This is a genomic window from Nostoc sp. ChiVER01 (assembly GCF_034531155.1).
Taxonomy (GTDB): Bacteria; Cyanobacteriota; Cyanobacteriia; order Cyanobacteriales; family Nostocaceae; genus Nostoc.
Window position 1 is genome coordinate 169,833 of the sequence record NZ_JAVRBS010000002.1, and the last position, 18,223, is coordinate 188,055.

Annotated in this window: 18 protein-coding genes; 9 read left to right on the forward strand and 9 right to left on the reverse strand. The window is 42.4% G+C overall.

Features of this window, described 5'->3' with window-relative positions; genetic code table 11:
• Window positions 1–118 precede the first annotated feature (118 nt).
• Window positions 119–1,531, forward strand: coding sequence for an RNA polymerase subunit sigma-54 (locus tag RMY00_RS03045; RefSeq protein WP_322646162.1), 1,413 nt, complete (start codon window positions 119–121; stop codon window positions 1,529–1,531).
• A gap of 17 nt (window positions 1,532–1,548) precedes the next feature.
• On the forward strand, window positions 1,549–1,845 hold the full coding sequence (locus tag RMY00_RS03050; protein WP_322646163.1) for a hypothetical protein: 297 nt from the start codon (window positions 1,549–1,551) through the stop codon (window positions 1,843–1,845).
• A gap of 434 nt (window positions 1,846–2,279) precedes the next feature.
• On the opposite strand, the gene RMY00_RS03055 is transcribed toward RMY00_RS03050, so the two are convergent.
• Window positions 2,280–3,464 carry an anion transporter gene (locus tag RMY00_RS03055; protein ID WP_322646164.1) on the reverse strand — a complete coding sequence of 395 codons (1,185 nt, stop codon included), beginning with the start codon at window positions 3,462–3,464 and terminating at the stop codon, window positions 2,280–2,282.
• 245 nt (window positions 3,465–3,709) lie between these two features.
• Window positions 3,710–4,966: an MFS transporter gene (locus RMY00_RS03060; protein ID WP_322646165.1), complete on the reverse strand. Its 1,257-nt coding sequence runs from the start codon at window positions 4,964–4,966 to the stop codon at window positions 3,710–3,712.
• Window positions 4,967–5,343: 377 nt separating this feature from the next.
• Here RMY00_RS03060 and RMY00_RS03065 point away from each other — a divergent pair, with 377 nt between their 5' ends.
• Window positions 5,344–6,513, forward strand: a complete 1,170-nt coding sequence (locus RMY00_RS03065; protein WP_322646166.1) for a homocysteine biosynthesis protein — start codon at window positions 5,344–5,346, stop codon at window positions 6,511–6,513.
• A 152-nt stretch (window positions 6,514–6,665) separates the two neighbouring features.
• On the opposite strand, the gene RMY00_RS03070 is transcribed toward RMY00_RS03065, so the two are convergent.
• Complete coding sequence (locus RMY00_RS03070; RefSeq protein WP_322646167.1) at window positions 6,666–7,682, reverse strand: hypothetical protein; 1,017 nt, start codon at window positions 7,680–7,682, stop codon at window positions 6,666–6,668.
• Window positions 7,683–8,061: 379 nt separating this feature from the next.
• Here RMY00_RS03070 and RMY00_RS03075 point away from each other — a divergent pair, with 379 nt between their 5' ends.
• Window positions 8,062–8,955: a tetratricopeptide repeat protein gene (locus tag RMY00_RS03075; RefSeq protein WP_322646168.1), complete on the forward strand. Its 894-nt coding sequence runs from the start codon at window positions 8,062–8,064 to the stop codon at window positions 8,953–8,955.
• A 93-nt stretch (window positions 8,956–9,048) separates the two neighbouring features.
• Here the strand turns inward: RMY00_RS03075 and RMY00_RS03080 are convergent, their stop codons facing one another.
• The 3 genes from RMY00_RS03080 to RMY00_RS03090 form a co-directional block, all read right to left on the reverse strand.
• The gene (locus tag RMY00_RS03080; RefSeq protein WP_322646169.1) at window positions 9,049–9,669 is read right to left on the reverse strand and encodes a TMEM165/GDT1 family protein; all 621 of its coding nucleotides are present in this window, start codon (window positions 9,667–9,669) and stop codon (window positions 9,049–9,051) included.
• Between the two features lie 309 nt (window positions 9,670–9,978).
• On the reverse strand, window positions 9,979–10,443 hold the full coding sequence (locus tag RMY00_RS03085) for a DUF29 domain-containing protein (RefSeq protein ID WP_322646170.1): 465 nt from the start codon (window positions 10,441–10,443) through the stop codon (window positions 9,979–9,981).
• Between the two features lie 284 nt (window positions 10,444–10,727).
• Complete coding sequence (locus RMY00_RS03090) at window positions 10,728–11,690, reverse strand: protochlorophyllide reductase (protein WP_322646171.1); 963 nt, start codon at window positions 11,688–11,690, stop codon at window positions 10,728–10,730.
• A 196-nt stretch (window positions 11,691–11,886) separates the two neighbouring features.
• Between RMY00_RS03090 and RMY00_RS03095 the strand changes: the two genes are divergently transcribed.
• The 4 genes from RMY00_RS03095 to RMY00_RS03105 are packed head-to-tail and all read left to right on the forward strand — an operon-like array spanning window position 11,887 to window position 12,904.
• On the forward strand, window positions 11,887–12,186 hold the full coding sequence (locus RMY00_RS03095; protein WP_322646172.1) for a type II toxin-antitoxin system HigB family toxin: 300 nt from the start codon (window positions 11,887–11,889) through the stop codon (window positions 12,184–12,186).
• On the forward strand, window positions 12,170–12,568 hold the full coding sequence (locus RMY00_RS03100) for a transcriptional regulator (protein ID WP_322646173.1): 399 nt from the start codon (window positions 12,170–12,172) through the stop codon (window positions 12,566–12,568). Before RMY00_RS03095 ends, RMY00_RS03100 begins: the two co-directional genes overlap by 17 nt.
• Window positions 12,489–12,707, forward strand: coding sequence for a DUF6888 family protein (locus tag RMY00_RS36050; protein WP_416212027.1), 219 nt, complete (start codon window positions 12,489–12,491; stop codon window positions 12,705–12,707). The genes RMY00_RS03100 and RMY00_RS36050 overlap by 80 nt, the downstream gene beginning before the upstream one ends.
• Window positions 12,704–12,904, forward strand: coding sequence for a DUF6887 family protein (locus RMY00_RS03105; protein ID WP_322646174.1), 201 nt, complete (start codon window positions 12,704–12,706; stop codon window positions 12,902–12,904). The genes RMY00_RS36050 and RMY00_RS03105 overlap by 4 nt, the downstream gene beginning before the upstream one ends.
• 82 nt (window positions 12,905–12,986) lie before the next feature.
• Here the strand turns inward: RMY00_RS03105 and RMY00_RS03110 are convergent, their stop codons facing one another.
• Both RMY00_RS03110 and RMY00_RS03115 read right to left on the reverse strand, forming a co-directional pair.
• Complete coding sequence (locus RMY00_RS03110) at window positions 12,987–14,714, reverse strand: succinate dehydrogenase/fumarate reductase flavoprotein subunit (protein WP_322646175.1); 1,728 nt, start codon at window positions 14,712–14,714, stop codon at window positions 12,987–12,989.
• Window positions 14,715–14,957: 243 nt separating this feature from the next.
• Complete coding sequence (locus RMY00_RS03115; RefSeq protein ID WP_109011795.1) at window positions 14,958–15,275, reverse strand: hypothetical protein; 318 nt, start codon at window positions 15,273–15,275, stop codon at window positions 14,958–14,960.
• A 544-nt stretch (window positions 15,276–15,819) separates the two neighbouring features.
• On the opposite strand from RMY00_RS03115, the gene RMY00_RS03120 reads away from it, so the two are divergent.
• Window positions 15,820–16,674, forward strand: a complete 855-nt coding sequence (locus tag RMY00_RS03120; RefSeq protein WP_322646176.1) for a hypothetical protein — start codon at window positions 15,820–15,822, stop codon at window positions 16,672–16,674.
• A gap of 78 nt (window positions 16,675–16,752) precedes the next feature.
• Here the strand turns inward: RMY00_RS03120 and RMY00_RS03125 are convergent, their stop codons facing one another.
• Window positions 16,753–18,072, reverse strand: coding sequence for an ABC transporter substrate-binding protein (locus RMY00_RS03125; protein WP_322646177.1), 1,320 nt, complete (start codon window positions 18,070–18,072; stop codon window positions 16,753–16,755).
• Between the last annotated feature and the right edge of the window lie 151 nt (window positions 18,073–18,223).

The window sequence follows — 18,223 nt, forward strand, 5'->3', positions numbered from 1 at the left end:
TTCCTTGACTCTGCCAAGCGCCTCCTTGGACTATAGGCAGAGCCTATAGATAAGCATTCCCATGCTCTGCATGGGAACGAGATAAAACTCCTAACTCTTAACTCTTAATTCCTAACTAATGAATTCTTTAAACTCAGCATCTACATTAGAAACCCACCTAGAAACTCAAACTGTTATTTACCCAACTCTACAGTATTTAGTTCGCTTCTTACCGTGGGATGGTAAACGAATATTCGACCATCTTAGAGAAGAATGTAAACACAATCCATTTATAATAGAAAATTCTGATTTCCATACCAACGAAGCACTTTTAGATGATATTCTACCTAATTGGTATAGTCCCATCGCCCAGGAATTAAGTTTAAGCGAGCATCTTATTGGACAAATATCAGCTTTGTCAATACCATACAAACAACGTGAAGCCTTAATCTATCTAACTCAGTGGTTATCAAATTCAGGTTACTTAGAAGAAACTCCAGAAGTGTGGGCAGATGATAGTATCTGGAGTGCAAAAGAATTACAAGCTGTTGTGCCTCTACTGCAAAGTTTAGATCCACCTGGAATTGGTACACGAACCCTGCAAGAATGTCTGTTAATACAACTTAAAGACCACCCTGAAAGTCTAACTTTTCTACTAGTTCAAAATTATTTAGAAGACATAGCAAATTGTGTTGGTAATTCTTCAGAGTCAAAGCAAAATTTTCAAGCGCTATTACAAAAATTGTGTCGAAATCACCAAAATCTTGATGTTGACATCAATAAAATCAACGATGCTATTCAAAAGATTCAAGAATTAGAACCCCGTCCCGCCAGAAACTTCGGTGGTAGCGATGCTCCCATCGTCACCCCCGATTTAAAAGTTGAGCTAATCGCTGAAAGTTGGCAAATTTCTTTAGCTTATGAAGTCAAACAACGTTTTTGTCTGAATTCCGAAGCCATTAAGCTTTTGCAGGAATCACCAAAAGCAAGGCGAGATACCCAACAACTGGAAGCATTATTACAAAAAGCTAGAAATTTACTTACAGCTTTGCAACAATGGCAGGAAAATCTGCTCAAAGTTGGGACATTTTTAGTTGAGCGTCAGCAAGTTTTTTTGCAGAGTCGGGATAAATTAGACTTAGTATCTACCCCTCAGCAATTAGTAGCTCAATCGGTGGGACTTAGTAACTCTACAGTCAGTCGGATTGTGCGGGGACGGTATATATTAGTTTGCAATCAACCCAGTCGGATAATTCCGTTGCATTCACTATGTGTTCCTGTAGGAGTAGGCGGACGTACTCCTCAACAAATCCAACAGATGCTATTACAGTTAATTGCAGAAGAATCACCCGCCAATCCTCATACTGATGAGCAATTAGCCCAGCTTTTGAAAATCCAATTTTCTCTGCCAATTACTCGCAGAACAGTCACAAAATACCGTAAAATTGCCGGAATAAAGTCATCACATCAGCGTAAGTTGACTGATAAAAAGATGGGAAGCAAGATCCAAAAAGCAAGGAAGTCTCTTGAATTATCAAAGTTGAGCCTTTGAAGGTGAACGTTACGCCTTTGAACCTGAACGTTGCGGCTTTGAGCCTCGAAGTTGCACCTTTGAACCTGAACGTTGCGGCTTTGAACCTGAAAGTTGCGCCTTTGAAGGTGAACATTGAGCCTTTGAGCCTGAACGTTGCGCCTTTGAAGGTGAAAGTTGCACCTTTGAGCCTCGAAGTTGCGTCTTTGAAGGTGAACGTTGCACCTTTGAACCTGAACATTGAGCCTTTGAGCCTGGAAGTTGCGCCTTTGAAGGTGAACGTTGCACCTTTGAACCTGAGAGGATGTCTGAGAAGTATTAAATATTTCGCTTGATCCCCCCTAGCCCCCCTTTTTAAGGCAGGGCTGTTTCATTCCCAAAGAGCTTTAAAAATCAAGGGTTCTAGCAAAGAAAAATTAGTTATTTTGTTACCAGCGTGCCGAGAAAATGAACTATTTTACTGATATTTAAGTGCTTAAAAGTTCATCTCATCGTCGCCCTTACTTACAATTTTCTCGCTAACCATCTTGACAAATCCTGTTTGAAATGGAATGAAACAGCCCTGCCTTTTTAAGGGGGGAACCGGAATCAAAGTCCCCCTTTTTAAGGGGGATTTAGGGGGATCTACAAGTCTCAAATACAACACCAAAAAGTTTTCAGACATCCTCTGAACGTTGCACCCTTGAGCCTGAAATTTTAAGTTTGATTGTTGACAAATGACAAATGACAAATGACCAATGACCAATGACCAATGACAAATGAAAAATAACTAAATCCAAAAATAAGCCAAGATAAGAGTCACGATAGTTAACGGTAGACCAAAACGTAGATGTTCCCAGAATGACAACTGATAACCAAGTTTTGCAACAGCCTCAGCAACAATTAAATTAGCAACTGAACCTAACAAAGTTAAATTACCAGCTAAAGTAGATCCTGCTGCTAATAATAACCAGGTTCTTGTGTCTGGATGGGGAATTAAATGTTGTAGTAATAATACTGCTGGAACATTAGAAACTAAATTTGACAGGAGAGCAGTAATTCCTAATATATTCAGGGGAGTATAAACTAAACCGCCAAACAAATTCAATATTCCTAATTTTTCCACTCCAGCAGTCACAACAAATAGTCCAGAAAACATCACCAGTAAATCCCAATCTACTTTATTTAAAACTCGTTGCGGTTTGATTCGCCTAGTAATAAACAGTAAAGCAGCAGCTACAAGTGTTGCTTGGGCTGGAGGTATCCCAATTAAAAATGCAATTAATAGTCCTCCTGTTATCAATAGGCTTTTAGTAAGCAACGGTTTAAATATGCGGTAACGCACGGGGGTTACACTCAAACAAGATTTAGTAGAACGAACATCAGGATAAAGCCACCACAATAACCCAATTTGGATTAACAAACTTACTAATGCGATGGGAGTCAATGCTTTCGCAAAATCGAGATAGCTGATACCAGAGAAGGAACCAATCAAAATATTTTGCGGATTACCACTTAAGGTAGCTACTGAACCCAAATTAGTTGCTCCCGCTAAGGCAAGTAAGTAAGGAATCGGATTAAGGTTCAAAGTTTGGGTTAAACCGAGAACCAAAGGAGTCAAAATTAGAGCGATGGTATCATTCAGAAAAAAAGCGGAGAGAATTCCACTGCCAAAAGTTAAAACAATTAGCAAACCTAGAGGGCTGCGGGTGAAGTGTGTAACTGTATCAAGGGTTAGTTGAAAAAAACCAGCGTAAGCTAAGTTTGTGCTGATTACCATCATGCCAAACAGGAAAATCAGCGTTTTATAGTCTATCGCTTGCCATGCTTCTTTGAGGTCTAATACCCCGAATGCCATCAGCAAAGATGCACCAACTAAAGCAATACTGGCTCGGTTCATCCGCAAACCAGGGAGATATCCTAAACCCAAACCGATATAAGTCAGTCCAATGATGATGTATCTGAAAACAATCATGATTTTGCTAGATGCTTTTGATTAAGTAGTCATTGGTCATTTGTCATTGGTCATTTGTCATTGGATTTTAGTGCATACCTCGCCTCTTGTGGGTGGAAAAAATTTGTCTTTTATGAGACTAATTCAAACCATGTTAAGGAGTGAACGGGTTTATTTTGGACTAATGACTAAGGACTAATACTTCGACTACGCTCAGTACAAGTGACTAATGACTAATGACTAATGACTAATAATTAATGACTGCCCTAAGCGGTTTGAGGTGATGCTTTTCTATTAACTCCTGTTTTTGTTTCAGGTACACAGAACCAAAAAACTGCTAAAGCCACAACTGCGATCGCTGCTAAAATCAAAAAACCAACATTGTAACCAGCACTTTTAACCACAAATCCAGCTAGCACGTTGCTCAAACCCGCACCAATGCCAATAGCAGTGTTGAGCATTCCTTGGGTAACATTAAAGCGTCCCGTGCCTTTAGTCAAATCAGCTACCATTAACACGGAAAGCACACCAAAAATCCCCCCTGCAATACCATCCAGAATTTGCACAGAAACGAGAAAATAGGGATTGCCCGAAAACGTATACAGCACTCCTCGAATCGGTAAGACGGCAAAGCCCAGCAAAAATATAGGTTTTCGGGCTGTATGTGCGAAACGCCCAGCCAAGTTAGATACTGGAATCATCACTAATTGAGCCACAATGATACAAGCAGACATATAAACTGTGTCACTTGTCCCTTTACCCTGTGCCAATTCTTGACCAACTAGCGGTAACATAGCAGCATTGGCAAAGTGAAACAAAACTACTGCAATACTAAAGAATAAGATTCGGCGATCGCTCAATAATTGCAATATGCCTTCATGATGCTGTTGATGTTCTTCTTTAGCTTCCTCCTCACCCTCTTCTCTATCTCCACGCGCTAATTCGTGGTCAATCTCTCTTTCACGAATCATCCTCACTGAAATAATACTGCCCACAGCCATAGCTGCAACCAAGAAAAATATTGCCTTGCGGGCAATAAAGTAACCTACTAAACCAGCGAGAGTAGCAGCTAGCAGATTTCCTGTATGGTTAAATGTTTCATTACGACCTACTCGCCTATCTAATCTCTCATGTCCTACGAGTCCCAGAGTAATAGCAGCAATCGCAGGTGGGAAAATTGCAGCAGCAATCCCAATCATAATCTGAGAGCCAATGACAACAGGCAAGTTGGGGAACAAGCCCATAGCAATAGAGCCGATAGAAACAAACACAGCCGCCAGTACAATCAACATCCGTTTTTGACGTAGCCTGTCAACCAATGCACCAGCTGGTGTTTGAGCAATAACTGTGGCAATTGCCGAAGCTGACATCGCCAATCCAATTTGAGCCGGGTTCCAATTTGCTGAGGCTTTCAGATAAATACTCAGATATGGCCCAACACCATCGCGCACATCTGCGAGAAATACATTCAAGTAATCAAGCGATCGCAAACTCTTATTACTCGGTTTTCGCTGTTTTTGCATAAGTCTCTAGTGATATTTTGTGAGCTATGGAGAGGTCACAATACTCTTGTGCAAAAATCGTGCCAAATCAATGAGCATCTGGCGAGAAAACCCTTACGAGTGCATTTACAGAAACTGAGTTAAGCAATATTTCATCAACGGTATCAGTTCAGGCATAAAAAATATTTCGGACACAGGTAGCGTGCAGTCTCCAAAAAATATATGATTTGGACTTTGCAGTACTTGAATTACTTTTTTGGGAATTTTAACCCTATCCGGGGTAAGCTATCGCGCAGAGATTGGTGACAAATATTTTGAGAATAAATTATGCAAGAGTTTGTGATTTATCAAGATATCCTTCAAAAAGGAAGACAGCATGAAGCGCTAGCACTGATAAAATGCGAACAATTGCAGAAATTAATGAGAAAATCAGCCGCCAACGTGCGGTAGTGTTGACAACTGAAGAATTAAAAGCACGAGTTGTAGAAATCGGTGTTATTAAAGCAGCTAAAGAAGTTGATGTAATTACCACTGGCACATTTGAGCCGATGGAATCAAGTGGTGCAATTATCAATCTTGGACACACTGACCCGCCGATAAAAATTCGCCGGTGCTGGTTAGATGGTGTGCCAGCATACTCTGGTTTTGGTGCAGTTGATTTATATTTGGGTGCGAGTTCTGCTGTGGAGACGACGGACGGGGAAGAAGTTAGAGAACGGGGCGGCGGTCATGTAATCGAGGATTTGATCGCTGGTAAACCTATACATGTAAAAGCACAAGGACAAGTAACAGATTGTTATCCCAGAGCAAATTTTGAAACTACAATTACTAATGAAACGATTAATCAGTTTTATTTATTCAATCCGCGCAATCTTTATCAAAATTTTATTGTTGGGGTAAATGGTGGCGATCGCTCCCTCTTCACCTATCTCGGCCCTTTACAACCACGTCTGGGAAATGCCGTTTACTCTAACCCCGGTGCTATTTCCCCCTTACTCAACGATCCCGATTTACAACTCGTTGGTATAGGTACTCGAATTTTTTTAGGTGGTGGTATTGGCTATGTTGCTTGGGAAGGCACTCAGCATTTCCCCTTACAAAAGCGTTTAGCTAATCGTACACCGATTGGGCCTTCCGCCACTTTAGCTTTAATTGGTGATGCCAAGCAAATGGATGCTCATTGGGTACGGGGATGTTACTTCAAAAGTTATGGCCCCTCATTGATGTTAGGTGTTGGTGTACCACTACCTGTATTAAATGAACAAGTAGTTGAACACTGCGCCGTCCAAGATCAAGACTTAGTAGCACCAATAGTGGATTTTTCCATTCCCCGGCGTGTCCGTCCCACCTTTGGTTTAGTGAGTTACGCCCAACTCAAATCTGGGCGGATCACTATTGAGGGCAAAGCTGTACGCTCTGCCCCCTTAGCGAGTTTGTTTTTTTCTAGGCAAGTCGCTCTGGAGTTGAAAAAGTGGATCGAAGCAGGTACGTTTACCCTGACAGAACCAGTTTCTCCAATTCCGATGGAGCGATCTTTTCTACCCCAAGACCGACGGACGGATTTTTGATATTGGGGACTGGGGAGTAGGGTGAGCAGGGGAGGCAGGGGAGCACAGGGGACAAGGGGACAAGGGGACAAAAGTTTAGAGCTTCCAACAAGTCTTTCCCCTTGTCCCCAATTCTCCTTGTCCCCAAGTCCTCTTTCCCATGCCCTATTCCCTTACTCTTGAGTCGGTTTCGGTCGCTTGATGGGCTTAGGAACGGGCATTTTTGGTATAGGTTTTGACACCACAGAGGTGTCGCCGCCTACACCTGTTTTCTTGATAGGACGTGGGGTTTCGCCACTGCGTCTGGGGGGGAATGGTTTTCTACCACCAGCACCACCGCCACCGCCAGCACGAGGGCCACCTTTGAATGGTGGTTTGCGTTTTTTGGGCAAGTCAGCGATCGCCTCAGCTTTTTCTACTATTAAAACGTCAGCTTCTCGCTTGGCTTGGAAGTCCCAGAACTTTCCTACTGCTTTGGTGGTCAGCACACCCCTTAATTTCAATTTAAAATACTTGGGTTTCTCAGTTGGTTTGCGTGCAGCTTGTCTAATTTTGACTACCAAGCTCTTAGCATCAAAAGATTGGTATACTACCTCACCACGAACAGAAAAACCACCATCTGCAACTTCTGATGAGGGAATTGTACTTAGTTCAGAGTTTTCGGATAAGCCATCATCGGGTGTCTGTAACTCTTGCAACTCCAAGTCTGACTCGTCTTCATCTGTTGAGTTTTTTGCCAGATTTTCTGGCTCCCAAACTCCGACGATTTGGATGTGCAAGGTATCATTCTCTTGTCTTGTACGTGGATATACTACCCACAAGTGTTCTTTTTCTAAGTCTAGATGATTCTTGACTAAGCTCATAATCCGGCCTAGGAGGACGGCATTGAGTTCTACACCATCTGTGGTTAGCAGCGTACCTTGAGTAAATTGTTCGCTGCTAGCATGATAGCGACCCCTGACCAATCCGATCGCTCGATATTGCATCGGCTCACTAGGAGGCGGAATCGGTTGCTGTCGATTGATTAAGTTCCCATTTGAGTCAGTCTCAATGGGGTTAACAGGCGAATTTTCAGGCTTAGAGGACTTGGCTGCTATATGAACATTAGCGGCTGCCTCTATGTTAGTTGGGCCCTGGTTAGAGGCAGAAGAATTGGAGGATTCAGGCAACGGCATCAGGTCGGAATTCATAAAAACTCCTTGCGGCGGAGACACATCCCATTGTGGGATTTTACAAAGGCAGCTGGAAAGAGCATTTGTGCGACTGATGAAAGTATATTTGCTTTTAACAAAGTCACACTAGGGTACTCTATAACAATACTAAAGACGCTAAATTGAGTGTGTAAACACTAAACGTGTAATTTAGCGCCTTTACACTAGTTTCGGAAGCATATCATAGCTACAATTCTGATGGCTCCTCCTAAAGTCATCACTTACTTTAGCAGTGTAAATAGTTAATTGTTATAAAATTCACAGGCAATTGACGGTATTCCGCAAAGTTTTGGAAATTTTTAACTTTACGATTTGTGTAAATGATAATGTCATTAAAATTTAGGAGAAAGACAAAACTGTGTCTCAACCGCGCAATCGTTGGATAGTTCAAATCGTCTTGGCGCTGGCAATTCTTGCTTTTGTGGGTGTTTCGGTGATTCCCATAATTGGAGCATTTAATAATACGCCACCCTCAAACCAGAATACTGCTAGCACTAGAGGCACTTTGACCTCTGCTGAACAAAAATCAAAACTGGAAGACGAAGTACGGGGTTATGAACTGGTTTTGCAAAGAGAACCAGAAAATCAGACTGCGCTTAAAGGCTTATTACAAGCGCGGCTACAATTACTGAGTCAAAAAGAAAAAAGTGAGGTTAAACCAGCTGATATCCAAGTTGTCATTGAACCTTTAGAAAAGCTAGCCAAGCTGAATCCCGAACAATCAGAATATTCAGTGCTACTGGCTCAAGCCAAACAACAAATTGGTGATCGCGAAGGAGCAGCTCAAGCTTATCGCTCGATTTTGGAGACGAAACCAGGCGATTTGAAAGCTTTGCAAGGAATGGTGGCTTTGTTAATCAGTCAGCAACGCCCGGAAGCAGCCATTGGTTTGCTGCAAGAAACCCTCTCTAACGCAGCTCAGGCGAATAAAATTCAGCCTGGAAGTGTAGATACAGTAGCCGTGCAGGTGTTGTTAGGTTCTGTTCATGCTTCCCAAAAACGCTACGCTCAAGCTAGCTCTGTATATGACCAAGCAATTAAGAAAGATCCTAAGGATTTTCGTCCTGTTGTGGCCAAAGCGATGCTCTTAAAGCAACAGGGCAAAGACGCAGATGCAAAACTTTTATTTGATAACGCCGCAGCTTTAGCACCTGCTCAGTACAAAGACGAAATTAAGAATGCAGCAACGGTTTCCCCCCTCCCTAATCCTGCTGCATCTCCCGCCCCTCCATTGAAAAGTACTCCGAAATAGGGGCATGGGGCATGGGGCAGAAGTTCTTTCATTTTGAATTTTGAATTTTGAATTGATTTCTCCCCTGCTCTATGCCTCCCTACTTCAATCCCCTCACGCTCCCTCAATGGCAGCAACGACACCAAAAACTAGAAACAGGCATCCGCCAATTAAGGTGAGTTGACGCTCAGAAATTCGTCCGGCAATCATTTTGCCGCCAATAACTGCGATCGCAGCACAAATGGCATGTCCTAAAATTGCCCCTATTGTCACTCCAATGGGATTATTACCTGCGGCTAGGGCAATGGTGGCAATTTGGGTGCGATCGCCCCACTCTGCCATAAATGTCAACACAAAGGCTTCTATGATAATTGCCAAGGAAGTCTTTTGCTTTGGTAACTCCAAATCTGCTTTTTTCACCGCAGCTTCGGCTTCTTCTACAACTTCTGTATCACAAGCAGCCGAGGACATCTTACTAGCGTCATATAACAGCTTGAGACCAAAAGCAATAAACAAAGCTATTTCGGCGTAATGAATATAACTTTTTGGCAACAAAGATACCGCTTGTCCAAATAGCACCGAAAGGATTGTCATCGCCGCTAAAGCGGCTGTCACGCCTATAAATACAAGCCGCCGCGAGTGGTGCATTGCCAAAATAACAGCAATAAAAAATGTTTTATCGCCTAATTCGGAAACTGTAATTAATAATAAACCTGCGGTAAAAGCTGTTAACACTCTCTCAAGCTCCTGAAAAATCGTTGACCGATGTGAAGCTTGATGAGAACCAAAAGACCTCACCAAGTTTACACTTTTCGGTGTGAACTTAGTGAAGGTCTCGCTTTCAAATATTTATTATTCGCCACCTGAACCAGGCTCATCGCCAGTATGTTGATTCAGATGTACTGGCTTTTATGTTTTTTGCCAGCTAGCTACTCCCCTTCTATGCAGATCAACTATACATTTTTTACAGGTAGAAGTCAAGAGTAGGAAATCCAGAGGTATAACTGTACAGAGAACGAAGCGCACATAAGCCTGATTCAGCACTTACTGAGGTAAGAACTCATCATTTGTGACTTCTGGTAGCTGATATGGACACACCACAGGAAAGGATTCTATTGACAAACCAGTTTCAGCTTTTGCTTGCTTAACTGCTTGTGCATAACACTCTATAAAGATGCTCTCAAGATAGGATTTGAGGCTAGGCGAATCATCTAGAGCTTCTTTGACACGTCTACGATGTTCAATGATGCTTCCTTCCCAGCTACCGCTTCTCTTTTCACGCTGAAATTGCCATTTGAGCAAATGCACCAGAATTACAATCAGATTACTCTTGAGGCTCCGACGCTCACTCCTTCCCATGTCGGCAATTTCTTCGATGAGATTTTCCCAGTCCACGTTCGCATAGTCGTGACTTTGCAATTTTTTCACAGTCGTTTGTATCCATTGCAAGTAATCCGTGTCATATAGCGTTTGGGAATGCGCCTTTAGGGAAGACATGGCAGTTTCCATTAGAAATGGTTAGATAATTTCTCGCATATCTTTACGATTAACATCGGTGCGTTAACAGAATGTAACGCACCTTACGGATTCTAAGAATTGGGAGGTATTAATTTTCTCAGAGATGTAGTCTCGCGTTCTAGTATGTAAATTTTGCGATGTTTTATTGATTTATCAGCATTGAGTGGAACGGTAAACCAAAACCATCTCCAACGCTACGTTTTATTCTTGCCATCACTCACCTCACCTTTAGAGGTCATTATCAAGTAAAAATCAAATTATTGCATCCTGTTCGATCATGCTAGTCCAACCAATTTGGCGCTTAGTTCCCACATGCGATCGCCTTTTTCATCATCGCGGGCTTGAGGAGAGACTTTTTGAACAAAGGATTTGCCATCTTTCTTCTGACGATTTCCCCAACTCCAATAAGCACCAGATTGATTGTACTCAGGATCGGCAACTACCGCAGCAACCCGTTCTCCTGCCAACTCTTGAGACACATATCCTCCAGTGATGTACTTTTGGAATAATGGGAAGATTTTCTGAAATAGAGGATAGTGGTTTCTAAATAGCGGCGTTTCTGCAACACATCCAGGATAGAGAGAGCTGAAGGCGATACCAGTTGAATCATGATAGCGCCGATGCAGTTCTCTCATGGTTAGCACGTTGCAAACTTTGCTATCTTTGTAAGCTTTGACGGGTTCAAACTTCTTGCCATCAATCATCGAGATTGGCTCTTTAAATCCTTCTGCAAAGCCTTGAAAATCGCCCAAGTCGGGACGCGGCGGAATCTTCCCACCCAGTTCGTCTGGATTGTGGGTGACAGTTCCCAAAATTACGAGCCTTGGCTCTAAAGATGACTTCTTGAGATCCTCAAGCATTAGGTTACACAAAAGGAAATGTCCGAGGTGATTTGTGGTGACAGTTAACTCGTAACCTTCTGGACTGCGTAAAGGCTCCTTTATTAAGGGCATATAAATTGCGGCGTTGCACACCAAAGCATCTAGGGAGTGACCGCTTGCTCGGAAGTTCTTCACAAATTGTCGAACGCTATCCAAAGAGCCGAGATCGATATGCATGATGGTGTAACTGCCCTGGTGGGGGATTCCCAAAGATTGGGCTGCAAGTTGAGCCTTCGCTATATCCCTACAGGCCATCACTACATACCATCCCCTTTCAACAAGAGCCTTGGCAGCGTACAAACCGACCCCTGAAGAAGCACCTGTAATTACAACCGTTGGCTTGTGATGTTGTTCCATTGTGTTCAGCCTCCATTGACTGTTTCTAGGATCTCACACCAGTGAGCCATCATTGTCACCACCTTTTTCAATGCTGGATTAGCCTGAACTAACCCGCAATCCAAATAAGTACTCTTGATTTTTTGCTCTCATTTTGAGAGATTATAAGAGTAATTGATTTTGCATTGAAAATATATGGCAAAAAAGCTAGAAACAGATGCATTTAATTGCAATTCGCACCCTTCGCGCTGATACCGCTCAGTATCCCGATGTCAAGAAACAGATTAACAACTGGTATGCAACTGTGAAGAAAACGGAATGGCAGAACTTAGAGGACGTTCGTAAGATTTACAAGGATGCTGAAGCAGTTGGAAACTTCACTGTTTTCAATATAAAGGGTAATGACTATCGCCTAATTGTCGGTATTGATTATGAAGACCAGGTAGTTTACTACAAATACTTTCTTACACATACTGAATACAATAAAGGCAAATGGAAAAATGACTTTTACTTTTGACGAAACTGCTTATCGCAATCTAGTAGCTGAAGTTGCTCCCAAGGTAATTGAGACGGAAGAAGAATATGAACGTGTGTTGACAGTGGTAGAGCGTCTAACCTTTGCGAAAAATCGCACTCCAGAGCAGCGAGTTCTACATAAATTGCTGGTGAAGCTGATTGAACTATATGAAACACAGAACTACCCGATGGATTTATCTGTACCTCATGAGATACTTCAACACATCATGGAAGCAAGCGGAACCCGTCAAGCTGATTTGGTAGGCGTTATTGGATCAAGCGGTGTGGTATCTGAGGTTGTTAATGGTAAACGTTCTATTAGCAAAGCACAAGCCAAAATGCTTGGTGATTACTTTAAGGTTTCACCTAGCCTATTTATCTAAGCCTCAACTTACAAATGTGATGTTTCAGCCAATTCACATCGTGCGATTAGATGAGCGATCGCTCAATATATTTATATTAACTGGGCAAGATGAAGGAATAGAGCTAGAAATTAAGCCAGATGGTAGTATAGAACCATGAATCAGGTAAACTATACAGCAATGAGCAACCAAGAGCTAAAGAGTTACTTTCTTGCCCACAAGGATGATAAGGAAGCCTTTTATGCTTACATGGATAGACGAAAATCTCGTAATCGTGATGCTGCAATACAATTAAATGATCCGGCTTGGGAAGAAAAGATAATAGCTGTGATTCAGAAACAACTAAGTTCTGATTAATAACTTAATTATTTCATATTTTTAATCGAGGCGGACAAAATTTTTGTAGTCCCCTCGATTTCTCGCATAAATTTACTTTTGGCTAATATTTCCGCTCTTTTGGCTCAAACATAGTAATCGCCACCGGTCGATATTGAATGTCAATTCCGGCTGGTGAATAGTAAGCCATTGTGTGTTTGAGGAAGTTAGCATCATCTCGTTCGGAATAATCTTCGCGGAAATGAGCGCCACGGCTTTCTTGACGATTCAGCGCTGATGCTAAAATAGTCTGTCCCACTACCATCAAACTTCGCAATTCTAAAGCTTCCACAAGTTCCGTATTCCAGCAACTACCTTTGTCATCTAAATAAATTTGTGGATATTTTTGTTGTATTTCTTCTAATTTATGTAACCCTTCACTCATTAATGCCTCAGTGCGAAAAACACCGCAGTAATCAGTCATACAATCCTGGAAGGCTTGACGGACTTGGTTAATACGATACTTTCCTGGTTGTTCTAACAAAGCTTGAATTTGTTGCTGGGCTTCTGTTACGTAGCGTTGCTCATCCACAGAGGGCAACTTACGTTTTTGCACAAATTGGGCGATCGCAGCCCCAGTTCTCTTGCCATAAACGACACATTCCAGCAGAGAATTACTCCCCAAGCGATTAGCACCATGTACGGAAACACAAGATGTTTCGCCAGCAGCAAAGAAAGCATCAACTAAACCATCACCACTACTGCGGACTTGCCCATCAGTATTAACTGGGATACCACCCATACAATAGTGAATTGTCGGACGGACTGGCATCGGTTGAGTTACCGCGTCAACACCTACCAAACGGTGTGCTTCTTCCCAACAGAAGGGAACGCGACTCATAATTTTTTCTTTGCCCATGTGGCGGAGATCGAGATAGACAAAGGGGCCACCAGCACTACCATTGAGATGAATACCACGACCTGCGCGAATTTCGTAAGCGATCGCTCGTGAGGTAATATCACGAGGAGCCAGTTCCATGCGACTGGGTGCATAGTTCGCCATAAAGCGATCGCCTTCACTGTTAATTAGATACGCCCCTTCACCCCGTACCGCTTCTGAAATCAGTACCCCTACCGGATATAAGCCAGTGGGATGAAATTGGACAAATTCCATATCTTCCAGGGGCAAACCTGCGATCGCAGTCATTGCCAAACCATCACCTGAAGAAGCGTAATCATTAGAGGTGGTGTTATAAACGCGACCATAGCCCCCTGTGGCAAACATCACCGCCTTGGCTCGCACCACCTCTATACGTCCATCCAAAAGATGGAACATTACCACACCCTTCGCCTCATTTTCTTCCAAAATGAGACGCATCACATACCATTCTTCATAAACTTGCACCCCATAACGCCGCAGGTTGTTAACCAATTCATGCAAAATCGCGTGACCAGTCTTATCAGCCGCGTAACAAGTGCGGTTATGGGAATGTCCGCCAAAAGCCCGTTGAGCAATGCGCCCATCAGATAAGCGAGAGAACAAAACACCCATGTGTTCCAAATCAATTACCACATCTGGCGCTTCTTGGGTGAGAATTGCCACAGCATCTTGGTCTGCCAAGTAATCAGAACCCTTGACAGTATCAAAAGCATGTGCTTGCCAAGTATCTTCTGAATCAACATTTTTTAGCGATGCAGCCATACCACCTTGAGCCGCCACCGAGTGCGATCGAATTGGGTGGGTTTTAGCAACCACAGCAATATTTAAATTAGGGTCAGTGCGGGCAATTTCTACAGCAGCGCGACACCCCGCCAATCCACCCCCGACAATAATCACATCATGTTCCAGCATAATTAGCCCCTGATTGCAAACCCCTGCTGTTCTATTGTAGAGAGGTGATTAATCAGGTAGTACGTTACATCTCTACAAAAAAATCCTTGCCTATAGACAAGGATGCTATTACAAATTTTGATATTAGGAGTGAAAAGTTAACAATGAAGAGTTAGGTCTTCATTCATAACAGACGCGATTAATCGCTTCTCTACTCCTAACTTTTGTACAGACGCGATTAATTGCGTCTCTACTCCTAACTCTTCAGCTAGTCGCTTGTACAGGTTGTTGCTGAGACACATTACCTGGTATGGGTTCCATTTTTGTTTCAGGCCCTACAGGAGTGACTTCAATATGATTTAACAAGGTAGTGACAAACGCAAACAACAAGAAAGGTAGCGATAGCAGAACGACAAGGCCAGCTGTTGCTAAAGCGTACACGGGCCGCTTGGCACCCATAAGCGCCAAAGCTGATGCCAAACTTAGGGTAATTGTAATCAACCAAACAATTATTTGACCGTAGATATCACCGAAAGTCAGGGTACAGACAAACCGATATTTTTGAGTATTATTTCCGCTCATCACATTTGCCTCAAGTCTCTCCTAATAGGTTCTACGTTAGAACTATGTTTGCCTTGTAGACAATTTCTAAATATTTTTGCAAGCTTCGTAATATAACTTCATAATCGATTTTTTTTGTTACAAAGCGCAATTTCTAGTGCAGTATGACAGAAATACACCAACCGTAGGCTACGGGAAGTCCTTCTTTTATAGTGGTTACTTGAAATTCTCCTTTTTTCTTGTACTACGGAGTTAGAACAAAAACTAAGATAGCTAGGTGTTGATATAAGCTCAGTTTTTTGTTAAAAGTTTTCGCAATCCGAATGAACTCCTTAAAAAATAGACTCTTTGTCTAAAGCAAAAATAATTTTTGTCATCTGCCAAATTCTAGATATTTAGAATATAGTATTTAATTTTTTGATAGTAAATATTAACTAGATAAATCCAGTAAGTCAGAATGGAAAAACCAATTTTTTGATGTTAAATTTTGAGTATTGCCCGAATTTGTTGACTTTAATCAACAAAACCTTTTATTTTTCGTGGCAATATTGTTTTAGGAGTGAACGTGAATACTATTTTTTTTCGTAAAGGTGTTTTTTGCTTGCCAAGTATAGCTGCTCTTACAGTCCTGAGTAGCGGCTTATCCGTAAGTGCCCAGACAGTTGACAAGGTGAATAGTCAAACATTAACTGACCCTTCCGCAACCGTAGCGTCTCCCAACAAGTTTAGTACAGAACTAGACACTGTAAGCCAAAATCTCTCTACAGAAACAATTGAAACATTTACAGCAACAAATTTAGCTAAAGTACAGCAGTTCTCAAACCCTGCGATACAAGAAAACGCCAATGTAACGCCTACACCCATTCCAGGTACAGTAGCAACCTCATCTGCAACACTTACCTCTGAGTTTGTAGAACCGACTCCTCAAACTACTTCTCAAACTAGTTCTCAACCATCTGCTACTAAAGTGGCGCAATCGGATATTGATTTAGGTAGAACTACTCGTGGTGGCAGCAGTTATATTGGCATCGCTGCTAACATTGGTTTAAGTGGTGGTGATACATCTTTGGGTGACGGTAACTTCGCGGTAGTCAGCAAAATCGGACTGACAAATGCTATATCGGTGCGACCCTCAGCTGTATTTGGGGACAACACCACAATTTTACTTCCTGTCACCTATGATTTTGCCTTCAAGCCAGCAGATGCTTTTAGCGAACCGTTAGCGATCGCACCTTACGTTGGAGTGGGTGGAGCTTACAAAACTGGTGATGATTCGCAATTTGCCTTTTTGCTAACTGGTGGCATTGATGTGCCTCTAACTCCTCAATTCACTGCAACGGCTGCTGTAAATGCCGGATTTTTTGATCAAACTGATATAGGCTTATTGTTAGGAGTTGGTTACAACTTCACTGGCTTTTAAGAGTTAGGAGTTATGAGTTAGTAATGTTTCACTGATAACTCCTGTACAGACGCGATTAATCGCGTCTCTCCTAATTTTCTATTTGGGGGTAACTTTATCAATTACCTTGATTTTCCCATCGTCTCCTACTGTCCAAACATCATAAACACCGACTACATCGCCGTTAGCATCAACATCTACGTTGCCACTGGCTCCTTGATAGTTAATCTTTTTACCATCTTTAAGCAACTTTAATCCTTCGCAGACATCGGTAACTTCCGTACCAGGCCCATCAGCCACTTCACGGATTTTGCTAGCTATACCAACACCTGTATTTTGTTTAGCAGCTTGTGCAGCCAACGTCAATAAAGCAGCCGCATCCCAAGCTTGAGGAGCGTATTCTCCTGGCGCACCACCCTTTTTATCCTTCCACAGCTTGTTAAAAGCTTCTAGTGCTTTACCATCAGAACCAGGTACTGTACCGATCGCTCCGGTTAAAATATACTTATCACCATCTTTGCCAACTTGTTCAGGAAAAGTAGGTGATTTAACTCCATCTGTCAGTAAAATTTGCACTCCCTTCGTCACACCTTGCTGATAGGCTGCTTTCAGGAACAAACTACCAGTTTCAGCATACAGTACAGCTAGGACTGCATCTGGTTTACCAGCAAAAGCAGCCGCCGCTTCTGTATCAAATGTTTGGGCTTTCGGGTCATAGCGGACAGGCTTATCTTTATTAACGATGGTTCCACCCAATTTTTCAAAAGTTTGCACAAATGCCTTTTCAAAGCCAACGCCATAGTCGTTATTAATTACGACTGTAGAAACTCGCTTAAAACCTTTTTTATTGGCAAGTTGAGCTAAAGCTAGTGCTTGGTAAGTATCAGGGGGAGCAGTACGCGCCCAAAAGCCTTTATAGTCGCCTTTTTGGGCCTTTTCAGTAAAGACAGGACTGGTACTACCAGGGGAAACCAGCATGACTTTATTCGGTGTGGCAATGGAGACTGCTGCACTAGAAACGCTACTAGCAAAGGAACCAACTACACCTGCTACTTTATCTAAAGTTGCTAGTTTGGTCATACCGGCTGCACCCGCTCTAGGGTCGGTTTGGTCGTCTACTTGCACCAAGGTAACTGGTTCGCCATTCACCCCACCGCAGGCGTTGACGGTATCAACAAGTAAAGGGACAGAACCTAACATTTGCTGTCCAACAGAAGCTAAATCGCCTGTTGTCGGTAGTAGAGAACCAATTTTTAGCCCTTGAGCAGTGCTTGTAGTAGTTGAGTTTGCTGCTGGAGTAGCGGTATTTCCTGTGTTAGCTGTGCCATTGGGGGTACTATTATCACCACAAGCCCCAACTAGGAACCCAATTGCTAGGGTAGCTATACTGAAGGTTAAGGCGGCGCTAATCTTTTTCATAAGTAACTTTGACTCCTCAGATATTTAGGAGCCTAAAAGTAAGATTCAAACTAGATTTTTAAATTAGCTTTATCTTATCAGGACTCCAAAAGATAAATCATATCATCCATCTTTGGGAGTAGAAATATTTACACTAGATTAGTATTATTTT

Coding starts and splice junctions, on each gene's coding strand:
- RMY00_RS03100 (WP_322646173.1), top strand. CDS start 12,170: ATGACTTTTACTTTTGACGAAACTGCTTATCGCAATCTAGTAGCTGAA.
- RMY00_RS03045 (WP_322646162.1), top strand. CDS start 119: ATGAATTCTTTAAACTCAGCATCTACATTAGAAACCCACCTAGAAACT.
- RMY00_RS03110 (WP_322646175.1), bottom strand. CDS start 14,714: ATGCTGGAACATGATGTGATTATTGTCGGGGGTGGATTGGCGGGGTGT.
- RMY00_RS03065 (WP_322646166.1), top strand. CDS start 5,344: ATGCGAACAATTGCAGAAATTAATGAGAAAATCAGCCGCCAACGTGCG.
- RMY00_RS03115 (WP_109011795.1), bottom strand. CDS start 15,275: ATGAGCGGAAATAATACTCAAAAATATCGGTTTGTCTGTACCCTGACT.
- RMY00_RS03085 (WP_322646170.1), bottom strand. CDS start 10,443: ATGGAAACTGCCATGTCTTCCCTAAAGGCGCATTCCCAAACGCTATAT.
- RMY00_RS36050 (WP_416212027.1), top strand. CDS start 12,489: ATGGTAAACGTTCTATTAGCAAAGCACAAGCCAAAATGCTTGGTGATT.
- RMY00_RS03090 (WP_322646171.1), bottom strand. CDS start 11,690: ATGGAACAACATCACAAGCCAACGGTTGTAATTACAGGTGCTTCTTCA.
- RMY00_RS03055 (WP_322646164.1), bottom strand. CDS start 3,464: ATGATTGTTTTCAGATACATCATCATTGGACTGACTTATATCGGTTTG.
- RMY00_RS03125 (WP_322646177.1), bottom strand. CDS start 18,072: ATGAAAAAGATTAGCGCCGCCTTAACCTTCAGTATAGCTACCCTAGCA.
- RMY00_RS03095 (WP_322646172.1), top strand. CDS start 11,887: ATGCATTTAATTGCAATTCGCACCCTTCGCGCTGATACCGCTCAGTAT.
- RMY00_RS03105 (WP_322646174.1), top strand. CDS start 12,704: ATGAATCAGGTAAACTATACAGCAATGAGCAACCAAGAGCTAAAGAGT.
- RMY00_RS03070 (WP_322646167.1), bottom strand. CDS start 7,682: ATGAATTCCGACCTGATGCCGTTGCCTGAATCCTCCAATTCTTCTGCC.
- RMY00_RS03060 (WP_322646165.1), bottom strand. CDS start 4,966: ATGCAAAAACAGCGAAAACCGAGTAATAAGAGTTTGCGATCGCTTGAT.